23 protein-coding genes are annotated in these 17,879 nt (G+C 66.2%); 13 read left to right on the forward strand and 10 right to left on the reverse strand.

The window, feature by feature from the left end; translation table 11 throughout:
• The first annotated feature begins 2 nt into the window (after positions 1 to 2).
• The 5 genes from RQG82_RS06420 (at position 3) to RQG82_RS06435 (ending at position 3,231) form a co-directional block, all read left to right on the forward strand.
• Positions 3 to 872: a hypothetical protein gene (locus RQG82_RS06420; RefSeq protein ID WP_311258272.1), complete on the forward strand. Its 870-nt coding sequence runs from the start codon at positions 3 to 5 to the stop codon at positions 870 to 872.
• Positions 869 to 1,264, forward strand: coding sequence for a 4'-phosphopantetheinyl transferase superfamily protein (locus RQG82_RS06425; RefSeq protein WP_311258273.1), 396 nt, complete (start codon positions 869 to 871; stop codon positions 1,262 to 1,264). Before RQG82_RS06420 ends, RQG82_RS06425 begins: the two co-directional genes overlap by 4 nt.
• Entirely contained in the window at positions 1,242 to 1,601 is a 360-nt protein-coding gene (locus RQG82_RS20150; RefSeq protein WP_396653563.1) for a helix-turn-helix domain-containing protein, read from the forward strand. Before RQG82_RS06425 ends, RQG82_RS20150 begins: the two co-directional genes overlap by 23 nt.
• A 65-nt stretch (positions 1,602 to 1,666) precedes the next feature.
• Positions 1,667 to 2,563 (forward strand): protease inhibitor I42 family protein, encoded by an 897-nt coding sequence (locus tag RQG82_RS06430; protein ID WP_311258274.1) that lies wholly within the window; start codon positions 1,667 to 1,669, stop codon positions 2,561 to 2,563.
• Positions 2,560 to 3,231 (forward strand): C1 family peptidase, encoded by a 672-nt coding sequence (locus tag RQG82_RS06435; RefSeq protein WP_311258275.1) that lies wholly within the window; start codon positions 2,560 to 2,562, stop codon positions 3,229 to 3,231. Before RQG82_RS06430 ends, RQG82_RS06435 begins: the two co-directional genes overlap by 4 nt.
• Before the next feature lie 111 nt (positions 3,232 to 3,342).
• Here RQG82_RS06435 and RQG82_RS06440 read toward each other — a convergent pair whose 3' ends face one another.
• Positions 3,343 to 3,633 (reverse strand): DUF4031 domain-containing protein, encoded by a 291-nt coding sequence (locus RQG82_RS06440; RefSeq protein WP_311258276.1) that lies wholly within the window; start codon positions 3,631 to 3,633, stop codon positions 3,343 to 3,345.
• Between the two features lie 221 nt (positions 3,634 to 3,854).
• On the opposite strand from RQG82_RS06440, the gene RQG82_RS06445 reads away from it, so the two are divergent.
• Complete coding sequence (locus RQG82_RS06445) at positions 3,855 to 5,936, forward strand: metallophosphoesterase (protein WP_311258277.1); 2,082 nt, start codon at positions 3,855 to 3,857, stop codon at positions 5,934 to 5,936.
• A 339-nt stretch (positions 5,937 to 6,275) separates the two neighbouring features.
• Here RQG82_RS06445 and RQG82_RS06450 read toward each other — a convergent pair whose 3' ends face one another.
• A complete protein-coding gene (locus tag RQG82_RS06450) occupies positions 6,276 to 6,635 on the reverse strand; it encodes a hypothetical protein (RefSeq protein WP_311258278.1) in 360 nt (119 codons plus the stop codon).
• A 164-nt stretch (positions 6,636 to 6,799) separates the two neighbouring features.
• Between RQG82_RS06450 and RQG82_RS06455 the strand changes: the two genes are divergently transcribed.
• Both RQG82_RS06455 and RQG82_RS06460 read left to right on the forward strand, forming a co-directional pair.
• Positions 6,800 to 7,156 carry a hypothetical protein gene (locus RQG82_RS06455; protein WP_311258279.1) on the forward strand — a complete coding sequence of 119 codons (357 nt, stop codon included), beginning with the start codon at positions 6,800 to 6,802 and terminating at the stop codon, positions 7,154 to 7,156.
• 143 nt (positions 7,157 to 7,299) lie between these two features.
• A complete protein-coding gene (locus tag RQG82_RS06460; protein WP_311258280.1) occupies positions 7,300 to 8,661 on the forward strand; it encodes an LCP family protein in 1,362 nt (453 codons plus the stop codon).
• 10 nt (positions 8,662 to 8,671) lie between these two features.
• On the opposite strand, the gene RQG82_RS06465 is transcribed toward RQG82_RS06460, so the two are convergent.
• The gene (locus RQG82_RS06465) at positions 8,672 to 8,989 is read right to left on the reverse strand and encodes a transcriptional regulator (protein ID WP_311258281.1); all 318 of its coding nucleotides are present in this window, start codon (positions 8,987 to 8,989) and stop codon (positions 8,672 to 8,674) included.
• Positions 8,986 to 9,372 carry a hypothetical protein gene (locus tag RQG82_RS06470; protein WP_311258282.1) on the reverse strand — a complete coding sequence of 129 codons (387 nt, stop codon included), beginning with the start codon at positions 9,370 to 9,372 and terminating at the stop codon, positions 8,986 to 8,988. The genes RQG82_RS06465 and RQG82_RS06470 overlap by 4 nt, the downstream gene beginning before the upstream one ends.
• Positions 9,373 to 9,535: 163 nt before the next feature.
• Here RQG82_RS06470 and RQG82_RS06475 point away from each other — a divergent pair, with 163 nt between their 5' ends.
• Positions 9,536 to 10,333, forward strand: coding sequence for a siderophore-interacting protein (locus RQG82_RS06475; RefSeq protein WP_311258283.1), 798 nt, complete (start codon positions 9,536 to 9,538; stop codon positions 10,331 to 10,333).
• Between the two features lie 348 nt (positions 10,334 to 10,681).
• Here the strand turns inward: RQG82_RS06475 and RQG82_RS06480 are convergent, their stop codons facing one another.
• The gene (locus RQG82_RS06480; RefSeq protein ID WP_311258284.1) at positions 10,682 to 11,002 is read right to left on the reverse strand and encodes a DUF952 domain-containing protein; all 321 of its coding nucleotides are present in this window, start codon (positions 11,000 to 11,002) and stop codon (positions 10,682 to 10,684) included.
• Between the two features lie 52 nt (positions 11,003 to 11,054).
• Between RQG82_RS06480 and RQG82_RS06485 the strand changes: the two genes are divergently transcribed.
• The 4 genes from RQG82_RS06485 to arr all read left to right on the forward strand — a co-directional run bounded on the left by RQG82_RS06485 (position 11,055) and on the right by arr (position 12,760).
• Positions 11,055 to 11,621 (forward strand): TetR/AcrR family transcriptional regulator, encoded by a 567-nt coding sequence (locus tag RQG82_RS06485; RefSeq protein WP_311258285.1) that lies wholly within the window; start codon positions 11,055 to 11,057, stop codon positions 11,619 to 11,621.
• Positions 11,622 to 11,731: 110 nt separating this feature from the next.
• Positions 11,732 to 11,968 carry a hypothetical protein gene (locus tag RQG82_RS06490; protein ID WP_311258286.1) on the forward strand — a complete coding sequence of 79 codons (237 nt, stop codon included), beginning with the start codon at positions 11,732 to 11,734 and terminating at the stop codon, positions 11,966 to 11,968.
• Complete coding sequence (locus tag RQG82_RS06495; protein ID WP_311258287.1) at positions 11,965 to 12,216, forward strand: hypothetical protein; 252 nt, start codon at positions 11,965 to 11,967, stop codon at positions 12,214 to 12,216. Before RQG82_RS06490 ends, RQG82_RS06495 begins: the two co-directional genes overlap by 4 nt.
• A 133-nt stretch (positions 12,217 to 12,349) precedes the next feature.
• Positions 12,350 to 12,760 (forward strand): NAD(+)--rifampin ADP-ribosyltransferase, encoded by a 411-nt coding sequence (arr, locus tag RQG82_RS06500; RefSeq protein ID WP_311258288.1) that lies wholly within the window; start codon positions 12,350 to 12,352, stop codon positions 12,758 to 12,760.
• Between the two features lie 21 nt (positions 12,761 to 12,781).
• On the opposite strand, the gene RQG82_RS06505 is transcribed toward arr, so the two are convergent.
• The 5 genes from RQG82_RS06505 to RQG82_RS06525 form a co-directional block, all read right to left on the reverse strand.
• Positions 12,782 to 13,543 carry a Pr6Pr family membrane protein gene (locus RQG82_RS06505; RefSeq protein WP_311258289.1) on the reverse strand — a complete coding sequence of 254 codons (762 nt, stop codon included), beginning with the start codon at positions 13,541 to 13,543 and terminating at the stop codon, positions 12,782 to 12,784.
• 40 nt (positions 13,544 to 13,583) lie between these two features.
• Positions 13,584 to 14,537 carry a sugar kinase gene (locus RQG82_RS06510; protein ID WP_311258290.1) on the reverse strand — a complete coding sequence of 318 codons (954 nt, stop codon included), beginning with the start codon at positions 14,535 to 14,537 and terminating at the stop codon, positions 13,584 to 13,586.
• Entirely contained in the window at positions 14,534 to 15,187 is a 654-nt protein-coding gene (locus RQG82_RS06515) for a bifunctional 4-hydroxy-2-oxoglutarate aldolase/2-dehydro-3-deoxy-phosphogluconate aldolase (RefSeq protein WP_311258291.1), read from the reverse strand. Before RQG82_RS06515 ends, RQG82_RS06510 begins: the two co-directional genes overlap by 4 nt.
• On the reverse strand, positions 15,177 to 16,403 hold the full coding sequence (gene manD, locus RQG82_RS06520; protein WP_311258292.1) for a D-mannonate dehydratase ManD: 1,227 nt from the start codon (positions 16,401 to 16,403) through the stop codon (positions 15,177 to 15,179). Before manD ends, RQG82_RS06515 begins: the two co-directional genes overlap by 11 nt.
• Positions 16,404 to 16,485: 82 nt before the next feature.
• Positions 16,486 to 17,877 carry an MFS transporter gene (locus RQG82_RS06525; RefSeq protein WP_311258293.1) on the reverse strand — a complete coding sequence of 464 codons (1,392 nt, stop codon included), beginning with the start codon at positions 17,875 to 17,877 and terminating at the stop codon, positions 16,486 to 16,488.
• Positions 17,878 to 17,879 lie beyond the last annotated feature (2 nt).

Here is a 17,879-nt window from a genome sequence, read left to right on the forward strand (position 1 = left end):
CCATGGCACTATTCATCCCGCCGCAAACCACCCTCGCGGAGGCGTGGGTGGAGACACTGCGCGCGGTGCATGGTGCCGGCGGCGCGGCAACGAACGTGCTCACCACGGTGAGCAACCCCGCCCTCGAGCAACATGCCGCGTTTCGGGCGGCCTACGACCGTCACATCTACCGGCATCGTCGCAAGAAGAACGAGATCTATACGGCGGAAACAGTCGCCAGCACTATCTTTCCCGAGGCTCTGTACCGCCGCCCGGAAGGTCGATGGGCTTTGGGTGACAGCAATCGGTTCGAGGCGGCCGAGGATGCGCTCTACGCCCGCTACCTCAAGAATTACCCGACGCTGAAGCGTACGGCGCGCGCCAACCAGCGCGGCACTTACTTCGGCAGACTGGTCTGCTGGGATAGCGGCAAGGGCGAGCCGATCAATCAGTTGAAGGTACGCATCGCTGCGCTGCGGGAGGCGCAACATCGACCGAGCCCCATCCGCACCTGGAACGCGTTCGACTTCTCCCTCGGGGATGAAGGTCTCGTCACTGCGGAAGAGTCGCCGCCCGGGATGCAGATGTACCAGCCGGGGGATCACGGGACCCTCTCGCAACGTGGGTTCCCGTGCATGGTGCACGTGGACCTCTCCCTAGTTCGTGGCCGCATCAACCTCACCGGCATCTACCGCCACCAGTACGTCATCACCAAGGGGTACGGCAACCTGCTCGGACTCGCCCGTCTCCAATCTTTCGTTGCGCAGCAGTCCGGATTCGAGGTCGGAGAACTCTCTGTTCTCGGAACGTACTCGGACGACGAACGGAAAGGCGCCTGGAACCAGAGCCTGGCTGCGCAGATCCTTTCCGACACGTCTGCGGCACTCGCATGATCCGCATAGGAGTGGATATCTCATCGCCCTCCGCTCTCGAGCGACGGGCGACGAGATCTCGCGCGGACTTCATCGGGCGGTTTTGGACGGCCGATGAGATCGCAGACGCGCGTGGACGGTATCACCTGCTGGCATCGCAATGGTCGGTGAAGGAGGCGACGATGAAGGCACTGGGCGTGGGAATCGGACGGATTGATCCGTTGGACATCGAAACACTCCATGTCGGCACCAGGCCCGACCTGCGTCTGCACCGCAGCGCCCACAAGGTCGCATCGACGCTCGCGTTGACACAGTGGAATATCTCAGTTGCTCGCGAAGATAATTGGGTAGTGGCGTTCGTGCTCGGTACAGGAGGTGGTTCAGATGGGGATGTCTCCAGGTCCAACGCATGATGACGACCAGAAGCTCATTGGTCGCCGACTGAGGGAGGCGCGCGAGGTTCTTGGGCTCACACAGGAACAGGCGGCCGCAGCGCTCGGAGTCCAGCGCACCAGCGTGACATCGATGGAACAGGGCAAGCGGAACGTCTCCGCGTCCGAACTCGCGAGGCTCTCGAGCATCTACCGACGAAGTGTCGAGTGGCTTCTCGGACGCGAAGAGTCCCCGACGGTTGAAGGTTCTGCGCTCCTGAGGGCGACCAAGGGGTTGTCGGACTCCGACAAGGAGCAGGTCCTCCGATTCGCGCAGTTCCTCGCAAACGCGGGTCCGGCGCCCGAGCCTCGGAACTAGCCGTGCGCTCTCGGGGGACAGCGCTCATCGCTGCGCGTCAACAGGCGCAGCGGCTTCGGGTGAGCATGGGGGTCGCTGACGACGAAGTCGTCGACGTGTACGACGTCATCCGGCGAATGGGCGTCTGGCTCGTGTTCAACGAGTTCACGGATCTTCTCGGTGCAATGTCGAGGGAAGGTGCTGGCGGGATCATCATCAACCCCGCACGCCCGCTCGGGATGCAACGGTACACCGCGGCCCATGAGCTGGGGCATTACGTCCTTCACTCCGACCTCGACGCGAGCTGGGACACGACGACAGAGGTCATGGGTTCCCCCTCGATCCACGAGCAGGAGGCGCAGGCATTTGCCTCGGCATTCCTGATGCCCCGCAAGCTCATCAACCTCACCCTCGGACGCCTCCACGCGCCGAGCGCGCCGCTCGACGCCACCACCGTCTACGCCGCGTCCCGCGACATCGAAGTCAGCTACGAGGCGATGCTCGTTCAGTTGGCCCAGATGAAGAAGATCACAGCCGAAGAGCTCCTCACACTGCGGAAGGTGAAGCCCGCGACAGTGAAGAAGCGCCTGGGGGGAACCGACAGTCGTGCAACAGTCAAGCAGGTGTGGACCGCCGACGCGCAACGTGGCATCACTGCGCTCACGGTCAACGACGGCGACGAGATTGCAGTGACGTTGCCGGAGAATCCCACCACCGGGTACCGATGGCACAGCCATCCCTCGGGCCTCGACCTCGTCGACGACCAGTTCTTCCTCCGGGACGATGCCGCGGTGGGCGAGGGTGGCACGCGGCGCCTCGTGTACCGAGCCCACGACGCCGGCACGGTGGACCAGCTCGTCGAAGAGCGTCGCCCGTTCGCCCCGGATGACTCGATCGCCAACATGCACCTGCGGGCCACTGTCCGCATGGATCCTGTTCAGGAGAATGCTCTGATTCTCGCGCCGCCATTGAGTGCGTCGTGACCGCTGTCACTCCCCATCTGAGTCGACTAGACGAGGCATTCGAACACGTCGGAGACCAGGGTCAGAGGAACACCTGCCTGCCCATCAGTGTGACGGTCGCGCATCAGATCGTCCGAGGGGAAGGACGCGAGTTCTCCGCCGAAGCGCTCTGGCAGCACGCCTATGCGGCAGGTCGCACCGCCCCAGGCGGGACGAACATGGGCGCGATGGCGGCTGCCCTCCGTGACCAGGGCCAACCGTTCGACGCCGACTGGCCGTACGACGGCGAGGCCTCCGACCCGCAAGCCCCTCCGGTAGCACTCTCCACGCCGCCGTGGATGACAGCGGAGATCAAAGGTCGTCCCACCGAGCAGTGGGGCGTCATCAGTGCGCTGTTGGCAGATCAGCCGGTGGTCGTGGTAATGAATCTGTCCCAGGAGTTCATGACTCCGCACGGAGATACGGTGCTCGACCCGCCGAAAGATGCTCCGAGCCTCGGGTTCCACGCGGTCGTGGTGGTTCAAGCCGGTCACGATGGCTCGCGATACTGGGTGCTGTTGCGGAACAGTTGGGGGCCACGATGGGGGCATGAGGGCAGCGCGTGGGTGAGCGTGGATCACCTCGCCGCGCGGATGTGCTCGGCCGACGTCGTCGTCGTCGCCGCGGCGCCAGCGCCATCAGCGACGTAGTTTCTCAGCGCGCGAACGATGACACTGGTGACGCTGCGACCCTCTCTTTTCGTCTTGACCCGCACGGCATTCCACAGATCATCGTCGATCCGCATCGAGCGCAAAGGCGTCTTAGGCTGATTCGGCATTGCGGCGCTCTGCTCGGATCCGCCGCGTCACAGCCGTGAGTTCTTGGAAAGTGATGGGCACGGCTCCGTACGCGAGTGCCCGAAGGCGCATGCCATCCGTGACGTCAAAGTGCTCCCGGTACGTTCCCGACTTCTGAATCCACTCCGGCGACAGACCCAGAACCTTCGCGAAGTCGAGCAGCTCTTCGGTGGTGTCCGCGATGAGGTGCGACCACCGCGCCGAGCATCGGCCCACGGTCGCCTGTCGCCTCATGTCATCCACGTAAGTCGCCATCATCACCCTTTCGCAGAGGTGTATATACACCCATCATAGCGACACTATGCGCCGGTCACGCGCACCGGCTGCACGAAGACACGGCTGCCGGGTGCGCGGGCGGGCGATTCCCGCCATCTCGGCGTGACAGAGGTGCTGTGGAACTCAGAGTGGGATGCCCGCCGTGAATGGCGCAGCTTGGCTACTAGACTCCGGACGAGACGAACGGCACGGGGGCGACAATGGCGACACTGCTTCATCTTTCTGATCTGCACCTGACCGGTGCCGGCAGCCCGGCTCCCACCGCCGACCACAAGGTGAGCGTCATCCCCGTAACGAACGCGGGGCACCGCGCAGACCTTCTCCGGTCCACCCTCGGGGGGCTGCGATTGGCGCTTGAGAACGCGGGTGAGAGCCTTGACGCGATTATCATCACGGGCGATATCACCAACGGTGGCCAGATGGCTGGTTTCGCGGAGCTGAGCGACGTGCTGGTCGCGCTCGGTGATCGTCTGCCGCCGTGCGAACGCATCCTGGTGGTTCCAGGCAACCATGACGTTGACCGGGACGCGGAGGGTGATGAGCGATTTGCCGGTATCCGAGGTCTACGTGATGAGGGGTACCTAGTCGGCTGGTTGTCGGATGAAGAAGTCTCGGTACACCCCGCACCTGTTTTGACGGCGTCCGATGAGAGCTTCGTTCTCGTCGGGCTGAACTCATCCATGTTCTCCGGGTCGAAGGTGGCGGTGGAAAAGGACCTTCACGGCCATCTAGAGACCTTGAGGAAGCGCGCCACGAAGGACACTGCTGTGAGGGTGCTTCTCGAAGCGTGGGATGAACGAGGCCGGGCGGACATCGCACGGATGAGTAGCGTCGAGCTGGGCGCTGTGAGCCCCCTGCTAGGAGCCGCGGGCGAGGGAACCCCATTGCGGATCGTCGGATTCCACCATCAGCTGTCACCCGTGGGGACAGCCGAGGAGATCAAAACATTTGAGAGCATCTTGAACCTGGGGTATCTGCGTCGTTGGTTGGCATCCAACGAAGTTGACTTGGTCCTGCACGGGCACAAGCATGACCCGGCAGTCGTGCGAGACCACATCGACACCGACGGTGTGCATCCGGCGCATGAGCTTACGGTCCTCAGTGCACCGTCGGTCGCCGTCGGTCGCGGGGCAGACGCCCCGGTCGGTCAACTCATCCGGATTCCCGCAGTGCTGCCTCGGCGCAGCGAGTACGAGATTCTCACTCTTCCCGCTGCGGAGGCTGGCACGTCAGTGGCTCTGACGAGGATGACGCGACGCGTTCGTCCCCTCGACGCGATCACAGCCAGCGGGACAATCTCCGGTCCGGACGTGGACTCGACATACGCCCGCATCACCGCCGTGCTCGACCGCCTACAGGATCTCCCTACTCCATTGGTATGTCGAGTTGAGAACGGTGCCTCCGGAACATCTCTCCCGCTGGCAATGCCTGATATCCCGGCACCGGGCGCGGAGCGGGACGTTTGGTTGCAGACGACAATCGATTGGTGGCAGCGACCGGCTCCAGGGAGCGCGGCAAAGTTCAACCACGGCCAGTTCCTCCGGGCCGCGACGCGTGGACGCGCAAGTGCCGTGAGCCGCATCGTGGCCGAGTTGAAGGCGAAACTGGGATCCAGTCGCGCGCTGGCAGTCCTTGTGAATCAGGACACGCTGCATGATGACGAGGCGTTCCCGTCGTTCATCACCCTGCAGTTCGTGCTGAAGAGTAAGCAGCTCGACGCAGTAGCGTACTTTCGGAAACAAGAGATGAGTCACTGGTGGCCTATCAACGTCGTCGAGGTCGCGGGCATCCAGCGCGACGTCGTCGCACAGCTCTCGGGGAACGTATCCGTCGTTTGCGGATCCATCACTACGGTCACGGGGATGCCTGTGCGCGGCCATGGAATGCCCATGGTTTCCGTTCCGACGCTCGATCTTCTCGTTGATAAGCCAGGCGGATTGCTCGAGTATGTGCTTCCGCTGTTTCAGCGCGGCTCTCCATCTGTGGACATCGAGGGGCTGTGGTCGAGAGCTCTCGAGGATTGGGTCCCCGGAGGCGAGCTGACTGAGGGAGACCCACGTCCCGTCCTCGGGCTGAAGGCACTTGCGGACACTCTCAAGGTGAGCGCTCGACTCCACGGCGCGTCGAACGCGGTCGAAGATCTAGTACGCAGGTTGGAAACACTGCACGATCTGAATGACGGTTACGTCGAAAAGCGCCGCGAACAATGGGCAGAGCAAGCCCGAAAGGGCAGTGAGGATGTGATGAAGGAGCTGCGTCGAGTCCTCGCGGCGAACGAGTAACGCATCAATAGTCCTGCCGCGAATCCAAACCGGATCGAGTCGCAAGTTCGGCGCCCGCTTGACCGCCGCCCGGAGAAGACCGGGTACTCCTCGAAGGAAAGATCAGCGCGTCCGCAGCGTCACGATCTTGGTCGCTGCGGAGAGAAAAGTCGATGAAGGCGGGGGGAAACCCGTTCCAAGGTCGGCTTCGCGAGCCGCGGGGTTAGGCAGCTATCGGAGGTAAGCGAAACGCACAACAGCGAGGTGTAGTTGCGAATCGCTCACTACACGGTGTGTGAAAAGGCCTGAGTTCTAAGGAACGCGGGCCCTTTCTATGCTCCCGAGCAGAATGCCCTTCCATCACGCGCGGTTCCAGGGTGGTGGCGGGAACTCGCTGGGTGGCTCCGGCCACCCCACCGCCAGGATGCAGAGAGCCAACACTCCGACGACACTCACGGCGGTCAGGACCGTCGAGGTCACCCGCACCGCGAACGTCGGCGGGTACTGCCCGCCTCGCATGGCGGCGAACGAGCCACCGAGTATGCCCAGCCAGGCCACGAGCAGGAAAACAGCGAACGCGACGCCGATGCCGCTCTCGGACTCGTCCCAGTAGATCCGCTTGATGAAGCCACCGTCCCACCCGACGCCGGCGAGACTCAACCATCCCGCGCCAAGAACGCCGCAGACGGTCGCGACGCTCCACAAGACGATCCCACCCACCAGTCGCAGGGACCGAGAGTAGCGAACCAGCCGCTCGGCTCATCCGTGCCCGTTATTTTGAATGACTCAAAATAAGGTACGGTGGAAGGGCAACGTGGTGCCGGGGTTGCAGCCCCGGCACCACTGTCCGTGAGACACCACCATCCCTGACTGAGGAGGCTCGCATGAGTCACGAACACGCCCCAGAGTACAGATCTCTGCCCGTCGCGCTGCTGGCGTTCACCGATCAGCCGGCCGTGCAGCGCATCACCACCGCCGACCTGCTCGCCACCCCGCCTCGCGTGACCGAGTCCGGTCGCTTCGTCGGGCGGGTGGACTCGGGCGGCCTGGGCAGCCCGCGCTACTTCGTCGGCGAGTACCTCGACGGACGGATGCCGACCGCGCTCGTGCTCGAATACGGTGCGTCGTCCGCCGACCAGACGAGATCGGCGCGGGTGTGGAGCCTCGCCGACCACCGTGGAGCGAGCCCCGACTACCGCCTCATCCACGACGACTCCTCCCGCGGATACGTCACGGCGTGAGCCCGAGCTCACAGCACCCTCGCAGGACTCGCCGCCCCCACGTGTTGGTCGTCGGGGTCGAGTCGTGATGGTGTGAACAGGTGAGACCGCCAGCATCCTCCCGCAGCGACGACCAGAGCGACGTGTCGCCCGAGTCCGGACCCGTGACCCGACCTCGCCGACGGCGTGGTCGGGTGATCGGCTGGATCAGTGCCGCCGTCGTCGTGGCGCTGGTCGCCGTCGGCGCGATCGCCTACGCGCAGCTGCAGGGAAACGTCACCACCGCGCCGATCCGCTCCGACACCGGAGAGACCGAGCCCGAACTCGCGACAGGGGATCTGAACATCCTGCTGCTCGGATCCGACTCGAGAGCACTCGAATCGGACGGCTTCGGCGAAGACGACGGCAGTGAGCGCAGCGACGCGATGGTCATCGCGCACATCTCGAGTGACAACACCCGGATCGACGCCGTGCAGCTCCCGCGCGACACAGTCGGTGACCTGCCCGCCTGCGACGACAACGGACGCGGGTCGTACGGCGGCGGCTTCGGGATGCTGAACTCGGCCCTGCAGTACGGGCCGGCCTGCTCTGTCGCCGCGGTCGAGCAGCTCACGGGCGTGACGATCGACCACTTCGTGCAGATGGACTTCGAGGGCTTCATCGGCATGGTCGACGCGATGGGCGGCATCGACGTGTGCCTGCCGGAACCCCTGCAGGACGGCCACGCGAGGCTCGATCTGCCGGCCGGCGCTCAGTCGATCAACGGCGACCAGGCGCTCGCCCTCGCCCGCACCCGGCACGCGCTCGCCGAAGAGAGCGACATCGCTCGCCTCGGACACCAGCAGATGGTGCTCTCGGCGATCGTGCAGAAGGCCACGAAGTCCGACGTGCTGGTGCGCCCCGACCGTCTCTACGCGTTTCTCGATGCCGTCACCTCGTCGATGACCGTCGACCCGGGGCTCGGCGCTCTGACCGACCTGGCCGGCCTCGCCGCGCGGGTCGCGAATGTTCCGCTGAGCAGCGTCACGTTCGTCACCATGCCGACCACCGAGGCTCCGGATGATCCCAACCGCGTCGTGCCCACCGCGGATGCCGATGTCATCTTCCGTGCGCTGATCGACGACGTGCCGATCGTGCTGACCACCGACGAGGTGCAGCCCGCAGCGACGGTGCGCACCGCCTCCGTGCAGATCCTCAACGGCGCAGGTATCAGCGGCCTGGCATCTCGCGTCTCGGAGGATGCGACCGGCTACGGATACATCGTCGCCGGTATCGCCAATGCCGACCCGGTCGAGCTGACGACGATCACCGCCGCGGACACCCCCGACGCCCAGCAGACGGCGCAGGCGCTGGCCGCCGAACTCGGCCTCGCGGTGACCGTCCAGGTCGGCGAGGTCGAAGGAGTGCAGCTTCTGCTCGGCGCCGACTATGACGCGCTCAAGGCGCAGCCCAACGCGACCCCGGTGCCACCGCGGCCTGTCGACGCGGTGAACCGCAGCGCCGACACCGACCTCTGCGCCGGCTGAGCGGCCGCCGTCACGTCTCTGACGTGGTCGCCGACTGCGGCGCCTCGGCGATCGACGCCAGGCGCCGCAGCTCCTCGACGTGCGCGCGGAACGCCCGGCGTCCTGCGGGCGTGAGCGAAAGAAGCGTGCGCTGACGAGCGTTCCGGGTGATCTTCGCGATGTGGAGATAGCCGGCTTGTTCCAGTGCCTTCGCGTGCTTGGAGAGCACTGAGTCCGACACCTGCAGCCGATCGCGCAGGAACGAGAACTCCGCGTCATCTACGGGCGCGAGCAGACCGCACAGTTCGAGCCGTGCGACGGCGTGGATCGCGGGATCGAGTCCGCTCATGCCGCGCCCTGGTTTCGCATCTGCCGGCGCCAGACCCACATCCAGAGGAAGCCGAGAGCACTGACGGCGATGCACGCGATCGCCCCGGCCACCAGGTTCATCCACAGCTCGGAGGCGAGATACGACCAGATCCCCGTCGCCGCGAGCGCCACCACCGTCAGCGCGGTGACCCACAACGTCGCACCACCGTTGTAGCCCGACACCCACCAGCCGTGGGTCCGGCGCCACCATGCGATGAAGAGCGGAATGACGAGGATGAAACCGACGGTGACCACCGTCGCCCACGGCTGTGGAAAGCCCTGAGATGCGATGAACACTCCGGCTCCGGCGCCCAGTGCGACGTGGTACCACCCCTCGCCGGAGGGCGCGTCTGCGTACGTCATGGCGACGGCGTCGAGACGAGCCAAGGTATCGGCATGGGTTTCACCGGAGTCATTTTCCATAGTGGAAACTTAGCCTTCGTTTTCCGTATTGGCAATTGGGATCTCGTGCAAGGTCCGACCGGCAGACTGGAGGGGACTTCCTTCCTCACCGTCAGGAGACGCAATGCCGGACCAGCCCCGTCGAACCCCCAGCCAAGCCGTGCTCAGCGTGCAGCAGGTGGAGCAGATCAGTCCTGACCTCGTGCGCATCACGGCCGGGGGCGACGGATACGAGGCGTTCACCGACAACGTCTTCGCCGACAAGTACGTGAAGATCCTGTTCGCAGACCCTCGCCACGGGCTCACTCCTCCCTACGATCTTGCGCAGCTGCGTGAGGAGAGCCCCGAGAAGCTGCCCACCCGGCGCACATACACGGTGCGCGCCGCGGATGCCGAGCAGCAGCGCCTCGTGATCGACTTCGTCGTGCACGGCGACGAGGGCGTCGCGGGCCCGTGGGCTCGGTCGGCGCAGGTCGGAGACACGCTCGTCGTCAGCGGTGCCGGCGGCGGGTACCTCCCGGCATCCGGAACGCCGTGGCATCTGCTCATCGGCGACCACACCGCCCTCCCCGCGATCTCGTCGGCCGTCGAAGCGATGGACGTGGATGCCGTCGGGCACGTCATCCTCACCGTCGCCGACCCCGCCGACCGCCTCCTGCCCGAGGTTCCGGCCGGTGTGACCGTTCGATGGACTGCCACGGATGACGAACTGCTGGCCGTTCTCGCCGACCTGCCATGGGGTGCGGGTCACCCCGGAGTCTTCGCGCACGGCGAGCGCGGAACCATCAAGGCCGTTCGGACTCTGCTGAAGCAGCGCGAGGTGCCGAGAGAGTCGCTGTCCATCTCGGCCTACTGGGCCCGGGGTCGCGCCGAGGACCAGTTCCAGGCCGAGAAGCGCGAGCCCATCGGCCAGATCGAATAGTCGCCGGCCGCGGTCAGAAGCCCTCCGGCTCGCGAGGCGTGTACGCACTGGCAAGCGCGTCGAGCTCGGCGGGTTCGAGATGGATGCCGACGGCAGCGACGGCATCCTTGATGTGACCCGCCTTGGTGGCGCCGACGATCGGCGCCGTGACCGCATCAGCGGACGGCTGGCCTCTTCATCGAGCGAGGACCCGTGCGCTCCGCGATCCGGGGCGCCGAAGCTCATGCATCCGAGCACGACCTTCGAGATCCGGAGTCCTGAGCGGCCGAGCCTCACGCTGTCTGCGGTGTCGAGTATCCACTTTCCTTGCGCATCGGTGTGCGGATAGCGATGCTCTCACGCTGTTGCTCAGCGCGCGATCGGTGTCTCCGAGGCAACCACGTCACTCGTCATCGGCAGGGCACCGAGGATGTGCGCGTGGCCGTCGACCCACTCGACGGCGATGCCCTCGGCGGCCAGGCCCTCGGTGCGGATCGCGATGTCGAGAAGCGGCAGGGTGAGGTCGCTGAAGCGGGCGGCGACCACGGCGTCGAGTCGGTCGGCGGTCGTGGCGTGGATGAACCCGGCGTCATCGAGATGGACTCCGCGGGTCGAGACGACGTACTCGCCGAACGCGCGGCTCATCTCCCAGTCGTCCTGGATGGCGATGTGATGGATCAGGTCGGTCACGGAGAACTCCTCTAATGAAACGGACTCGTAGCATTATTGCTAGAATCATCCTATGACGGGAAAACGAGGGCGGCCTTCCGCCGGTGAGGCGAACGCTCGAGACGAGCGAGTCGTCGATGTCGCGGTCGCTCTCCTCCGCGATGAGGGCTTCGAGGCGCTGACCTTCGATCGCGTCGCCGCCGACGCGCATGTCGCGAAGCGCACACTGTATGGAGTCTTCGGCGACCGTGCCGGTCTCGTGCGGGCGGCGATCCTCAGACAGCACGCCTATCTCGGCGAGGCCGGGGACGCGGGGGACGACCTTCGATCGGCATCCCGCGCGATCCTGGCGCATCTGCTCGGAGACGAGGCGATCGGCATCCACCGTGCGATCATCGCCGCCGCCGCCCGGCATCCGTCTCTCGCCCTGGAGTTCTATGACGAGGGGCCCGGGCGCGCTCAGGACTTCCTCGCGTCGCACCTGCCGGCGGATGCCATGGTGACCGCGGAGATCGTCTTCACGGCGCTCCTCGGTGAACTCCACCGACGTCGGCTGCTCGGCCTCGCCGGACCCCCGACTCCAGCCGAGATCGACGCGCAGGTCGATGGGGTGCTGCGCTCGTTCGGTCTGCCTATCTGACCTCGAGACGGGGCGGGATCTTCCTCGCCCCGAGGTGAGCTGTCAACCGCCCTGCGCTCGCCGCGGATCAGACCGATCATGGTGGTCCGGACGAATCACAGGAGGGCACCATGTCGAACATCGACGCATTCGCCAACAGCTTCCCGCCGAACATGCCGGGGGTTCCCCCGGTCGACCACTTTGTCGATGAAACGTTCCCCACCGACACCTCGCAGCCTGAGACACAGGGCGACGAACCGCTTGACGCGGAGCTCGGCGAGGACGGACAGGGCGATCTCGCCCCCGAGGACGAAGGCCTGTCGCACAGTGGCGACGCTCCGACCGATCTGCGGGATGGCACGGAGTGAGCCGCAGCCAGGAGCCCGGCAGGGATGTGAGCGGAGCAGAACCCTCCGAAGAGGGGATCGCGGCGCTCATCGAAGATCGGGATGCCGACGACCCTGACCAGGTCGGCGAGATTCCCGCGGGCAATGCCGGTGCGGACTCCGGCGGGTCGGGTCCGGTGCGGGTAGATCCGTCATCGGAGTCAACCGTGCAGGACGAGTCGGTCCACAACGACGAGCCGGGTGTCGGCACGCGTCGCTCCGGCGACTGAGGCGGGCGCACCCTCGGGAGGAGAACTGCGCTTCCGGAGGAGAGAATCCGAGGATCTGTCCTCCCCAGGCGCAGATCTCCTCCCGAAGCGCAGCGCCCTTCCGTGGCACCCTGAGCAGACGTAGGCTGTGCCGGTGAGCGACGCACTGGATGATGGGCCCTTCTTCCATGGCACCAAGGCAGATCTGCGCCCCGGGGACCTTCTGACAGCAGGGTTCGCGTCGAACTACCGCCCTGAGATCGTCATGAACCACATCTACTTCACGGCCGTGGCCGATGGTGCGGGTCTCGCCGCAGAGCTCGCGCCTGGTGATCGTGAGCCGCGGGTGTATGAGGTCGAGCCGACCGGCGACTTCGAGAACGACCCGAACGTGACCGACAAGAAGTTCCCCGGCAATCCGACCCGGTCCTATCGCAGCACTTCACCGCTGAAGGTCGTCCGCGAGGTGCTCGACTGGACCCGCCTCTCACCCGAGGCACTCGCCACCTGGAGGGAGCGTCTCGCCGCGCTCCATGCCGACGACCGCGCTGAGATCATCAACTGACTCGGCGGCGCAGGCGCCGACTCAGCGCTGCGAGACCCGCCGGGCGAGTGAGCCGAGCGCGCGGTCGACGATGACGAACACGAAGCCGACGGCGACGAGGGCGATCGTCAGAGCGATGATCCACTGGGCGACGCCGGCGAGACCGAGCGCGTCGACGTCCATGAAGGGGTACGGATAGGTCTGGCCGGGCGTGAACTCCCCGCCGAGCGCTCCGTAGGCGAATGCCCACGTCAGATACGCGTAGGGGATGAGCGTCCACAGCAGTGGGTCGATCCACCGGAACGAACCCTTCGGCACGAAGACCAGCCAGTCGACGATCACCAGCACAGGTGTGATGATGTGGATCAGGTTGTCGGTGAGCGAGAAGATCTCGGCGTCGCCGTCGGCGAACCTCGTGGGCACGAGCACGATCAGGTAGATCAGCATCGTGACGGTGATCGCGAACATCACCGCTCCGCTGCCCCGGGCGCTGGGCGTCGAGGTGCCGAACGGCCCGCTCTGACGCAGGTCTCTGACGGTGCGGACGATGAGGAAAAGCACCCAGGCGAGACAGAGAAGATTGCTGACCATCGTGTAGAACAGCACAGTCGTCCACGACGGCGTGCCGGTCAGGAGGTTGGCGTGCCGGATGACACCGGTGACGATGACCGCCAGCGCTATGACCCGGTAGACGAGCGCGACCGGTCGGGAGTTCACCGCAGCGTGCGAGAACAGCGATCCGCGCGCGGGCTCTGAGTCGGGTAGGCCGGAAGCCGTGGACGGAGAAATGACGGCTTTGGACATCTTTCGAGGCTACGCGTTCTCGGGCGGCGTCAACGCCGGTTCAGCGCCGCACCGGGTCGGAATCGCCGTCGAGGAACTGCTCGAGGTCGCGCAGCGTCGGTGCGGCCTCCCAGTCTCCGGGAACCAGGCACGCCATCGCGCCGCAGGCGTTCGCGCGCCGCAGGACGGCGTCTACGTCCTGCCCGTCGAGCAGGGCGCTGAGATAGCCGGCGACGAAGGCGTCACCCGCGCCCACGGTGTCGACCGGGTGGATCGTGAATCCGGGTGCGCCGACCACGGAGCCGGCCGCGAAGACCGTCGCGCCGTCGGGTCCCTGCTTCAGCACGGTCGTCGCACATCCGGCATCCTGCAGTCGCGCCGCAGCATCCGCTGCCGTCACCCCGGGATACAGGATGGCGAACTCCTCGGCACCGCCGAAGACGACATCGGCACGCTCGGCGAGATCGCGCAGCACCGGCCCCGCGACCTCGGGTGAGGCGAGGGCCGAGCGATAGTTGATGTCGAAGCTCACCGTGGTTCCGGCGGCCCGCGCCCTGTCGACAGCACTGTGCACGGCGGCCTTGGCCGTCTCGGACAGGAGGGGAGTGATGCCGGTGACGTGCAGCAGGGAGGCGTCTTCGACCCATCCGTCCGGCAGATCCTCGGGCCGCAGCCGGGAGCCGGCCGACCCCGCGCGGTAGTAGTGCACGGCGGTGGATGCCGCGGAGGGGCGCTCCTTCACCATCAGACCGGTCGCCGCATCGGGGTCGACGATCGCGCGCACATCGACGCCGTCTCCGCGGATCTCTCTCGTGACGCGCTCGCCGAGCGAGTCGTCGCCCACCCGACCCAGCCACGAGGTCGCGACGCCGAGGCGGGCGAGCCCGATCGCGACGTTGCTCTCGGCGCCGCCGATGCCGAACGCCAGCGAGTTCGCGTGCCGCAGCGAGCCGATCTCGGTCGTGCGTACGAGCGCCATGGTCTCGCCCAGCGTGACGACCGACGGCGAGGTCACGCGGAGTCCCGCGCGCACACCTCGACGAACGCCGCGGCCCGATCATGCAGGGCCGACAGATCGCCGCCGCTGAACGCATCTCCGAGCAGCGGACCGCCCACGCTCACCGCGACCGCACCGGCACGCAGCCAGGCCTCGGCACCCGCGAGGTCGACGCCTCCGGAGGGCACCGCGACGAGGTCGGGGAAAGGCCCGCGCAGGTCCTTGAGATACGAGGGTCCGACCTGACCTGCGGGGAACACCTTGACCGCAGACGCACCCGCAGACCACGAGGCGAACAGCTCGGTGGGCGTGAGTCCGCCCGGAACGATCGGCACACCGGCATCCGTCGCCTGGGTGACGAAGTCGGTCGACGTGATCGGCGTCACGATGTACGCCGCGCCCACCTCGATCGCACGCGCCAGGTCGTCGGTGTTCGTGACGGTGCCGACGCCGAGGTCGATCGCGTCGCCGAACCGTGCGAGCAGGTGGGGGAAGTGCTCGAACGTGCCCGGAGTCGTGAGGGTGAGCTCGACACTGCGGATGCCGGCGTCGACGAGCACGTCGAGCACGGCGTCGTAGTCCTCGGCCCTCTTCGCGCGCGCGACGACGATCAGACGCGAGTCGACCGTGCGCTGCGGCAGGGCGACGCGGCGTGCCTCACCAGTCATGGACGGTCCCGTCGAGCAGACGGTTCACCGGCAGGTACGCCTTGGTGTACTCGTGGCCGGCCGCGGCATCCTCGTCGAGATCGACGCCGAGGCCGGGCTTGTCTCCGGGGTGCAGGAAGCCCTTGTCGAACGTGAAGGAGGTCTGGAACACCTCGAGCGTCTGCTCGTTGTGCGGCATGTACTCCTGGATGCCGAAGTTGTGGATGGCGAGGTCGAGGTGCAGCGCCGCCGCCATGCCGACCGGCGAGATGTCGGTCGGACCGTGGATGCCCGACTTGATGCCGTAGATCGCGGCGAAGTCGAGCAGCTTCTTCATGGCCGTGATGCCACCGGTGTGGGTGACGGCCGAGCGCACGTAGTCGATCAGGCGCTCGGTGATGAGGGTCTGATAGTCGAACACCGAGTTGAAGACCTCGCCGATCGCGAGCGGTGTCGTGGAGTGCTGGCGCACCAGGCGCAGCGCGGTCTGGTCTTCACCCGGGGTGCAGTCCTCGAGCCAGAACAGGTCGTAGGGCTCGATGTCCTTCGCGAAGCGCGCGGCCTCGATCGGCGACATCCGGTGGTGTCCGTCGTGCAGGATGCGCAGGTCGGTGCCGAAGTCCTCGCGGATCTGCGAGAAGATCCCGGGCATGTGGTTGAGGTAGTTGCGGGTGTCCCACCTCTCTTCGCTGGGGCGGTCGCCCGAGCGCTTGGCGGGCTCGTAGTCGTAGCGCACGCCGGGGCCGGTCGACGAGACGCCGTAGATCTGGCCGAGGCCGGGCACACCGGTCTGCACGCGCACAGCCGTGTAGCCGAGCTCTTCATAGCCGGTGATCGCGTTCTTCAGAGCCGCGTAGTCGGTGCCGGAGGCGTGTGCGTAGACGCGGACGCCTTCGCGGCTCGCACCGCCGAGCAGCTGGTACAGCGGCATCCCAGCCTTCTTGGCCTTGATGTCCCACAGCGCCATGTCCACCGCGGCGATCGCCGCCATGGTGACCGGGCCGCGACGCCAGTACGGGCCGCGGTAGAGGTACTGCCAGGTGTCTTCGATCCTGTCTTCGTCGCGGCCGATGAGCATCGAGGCGACGTGGTCGGAGAGGTACGAGGCGACGGCGAGCTCGCGTCCGTTGAGCGTGGCGTCACCCAGCCCGACGATGCCGTCGGAGGTCGTGATCTTGAGCGTGACGAAGTTGCGTCCGGGGCTGGTGATGTTGACGTCGACGATCTCGATGGTCATGTCGTTCTCCTGAAGATGCGGGGTGAGTATGGGGGTGCGGACGTTCGGGCATCCGCACCCCTGGTCGTGATGAGCGGTGCGATCAGATCGCGTCGCGCGGATCCGTCAGGTCGCGGCCCGCGACCTCGGGCATCCAGATCGAGGCGACGAGCGCGCTCAGCGTGAAGATGAAGAGCATGATGATGATCGGGATGAACGAGCCGGTGACGGCCGAGACCCACGCGGCGGCGATGACGGGGCCTGCACCGGTCGCGACGATGGCGGCGATCTCGCGTGCCATGGCCGTGAAGGTGTAGCGGTTGCGCGAGCCGAAGAGCTCAGGCAGCGTGAGGTTCTCGAGCGACGCGAAGCTCATCACCGCGAGGTTGTGCAGCACGACATAGCCGACGAAGACCTGCACGGTGTCCTTGCTGCTGATCATCAGCATCGTCGGGACGATGACGATGAGTGCGACGATCGACCAGACCATGTACATCCGCTTGCGGCCGAAGCGGTCGCCGAGCCAGCCCGACAGCGGGACCGTGATGAAGGCCACGAGCGACGAGACGATGACGGCGTTGACGCCGATCGAGCGGTCGAGCAGCAGCACGACGGTGATGTAGCTGATCAGGTAGGTCTGGATCATGCCGGAGTTGCCGGCCTGACCGAAGCGCAGCAGGAGCGCGATCGAGAACGCCTTCCACGGCTTGCGCTGCATCGCCTCGAGCGTGCGGACGTCGCCGGTCTCGGTGGCGAGCTGGATGGCGTCCTCCCTCGAGAGGGCCTTGCCGTCGACGACATCGTCGCGCTCCTCGAAGACCGGGGTCTCCTTGAGGTTGAAGCGCACCCAGATCGCGAAGAGCATGATGACCGCGCTGGCGATGAAGGGGATGCGCCATGCCCAGGCGATGACCTCGTCTTCGCTGTAGGCGACGAGCAGGATGGCCCAGATGCCCGAGGCGAGCAGCGTGCCGCAGTTGGTGCCGAGCGCCACGAGCGAGGCGATGATGCCGCGTCGCTTGGCCGGTGCGTACTCGGCGAGCATGACGCCGGCACCCGAGATCTCGGCACCCGCTCCGAAGCCCTGGGCGATGCGGAGCAGCACGAGCAGGATCGGTGCGAGCACGCCCACCTGGTCGTACGTGGGCAGGAAGCCGATGAGGGTCGTCGCGAGGCCCATCAGGAGGATCGTGTAGAACAGCACCTTCGTGCGACCGGTCTTGTCACCCAGGCGAGCGAAGAAGAACGCACCGACCGGGCGGGCGACGTAGCCGACGCCGTACGTGGCCATCGCGGCGACCACGGCGACTGCCGGGTTCTCGGAGGAGAAGAACAGGTCGGCGAAGACGAGCGCGGCTGCCAGCGAGTAGAGCTGGTAGTCCATGAACTCGAGCGCCGTGCCGAGCCATCCGGAGATGGCGGCGCGCACGAGATCGCGAACCGACCTCTTCTCGGCTGGGTCGGCGGCCGTGGCCGTCGTCTGCGGTTCTGACATGG

Origin of the sequence: Microbacterium sp. WCS2018Hpa-9, assembly GCF_031843745.1 — a bacterium.
Lineage (GTDB): Bacteria > Actinomycetota > Actinomycetes > Actinomycetales > Microbacteriaceae > Microbacterium.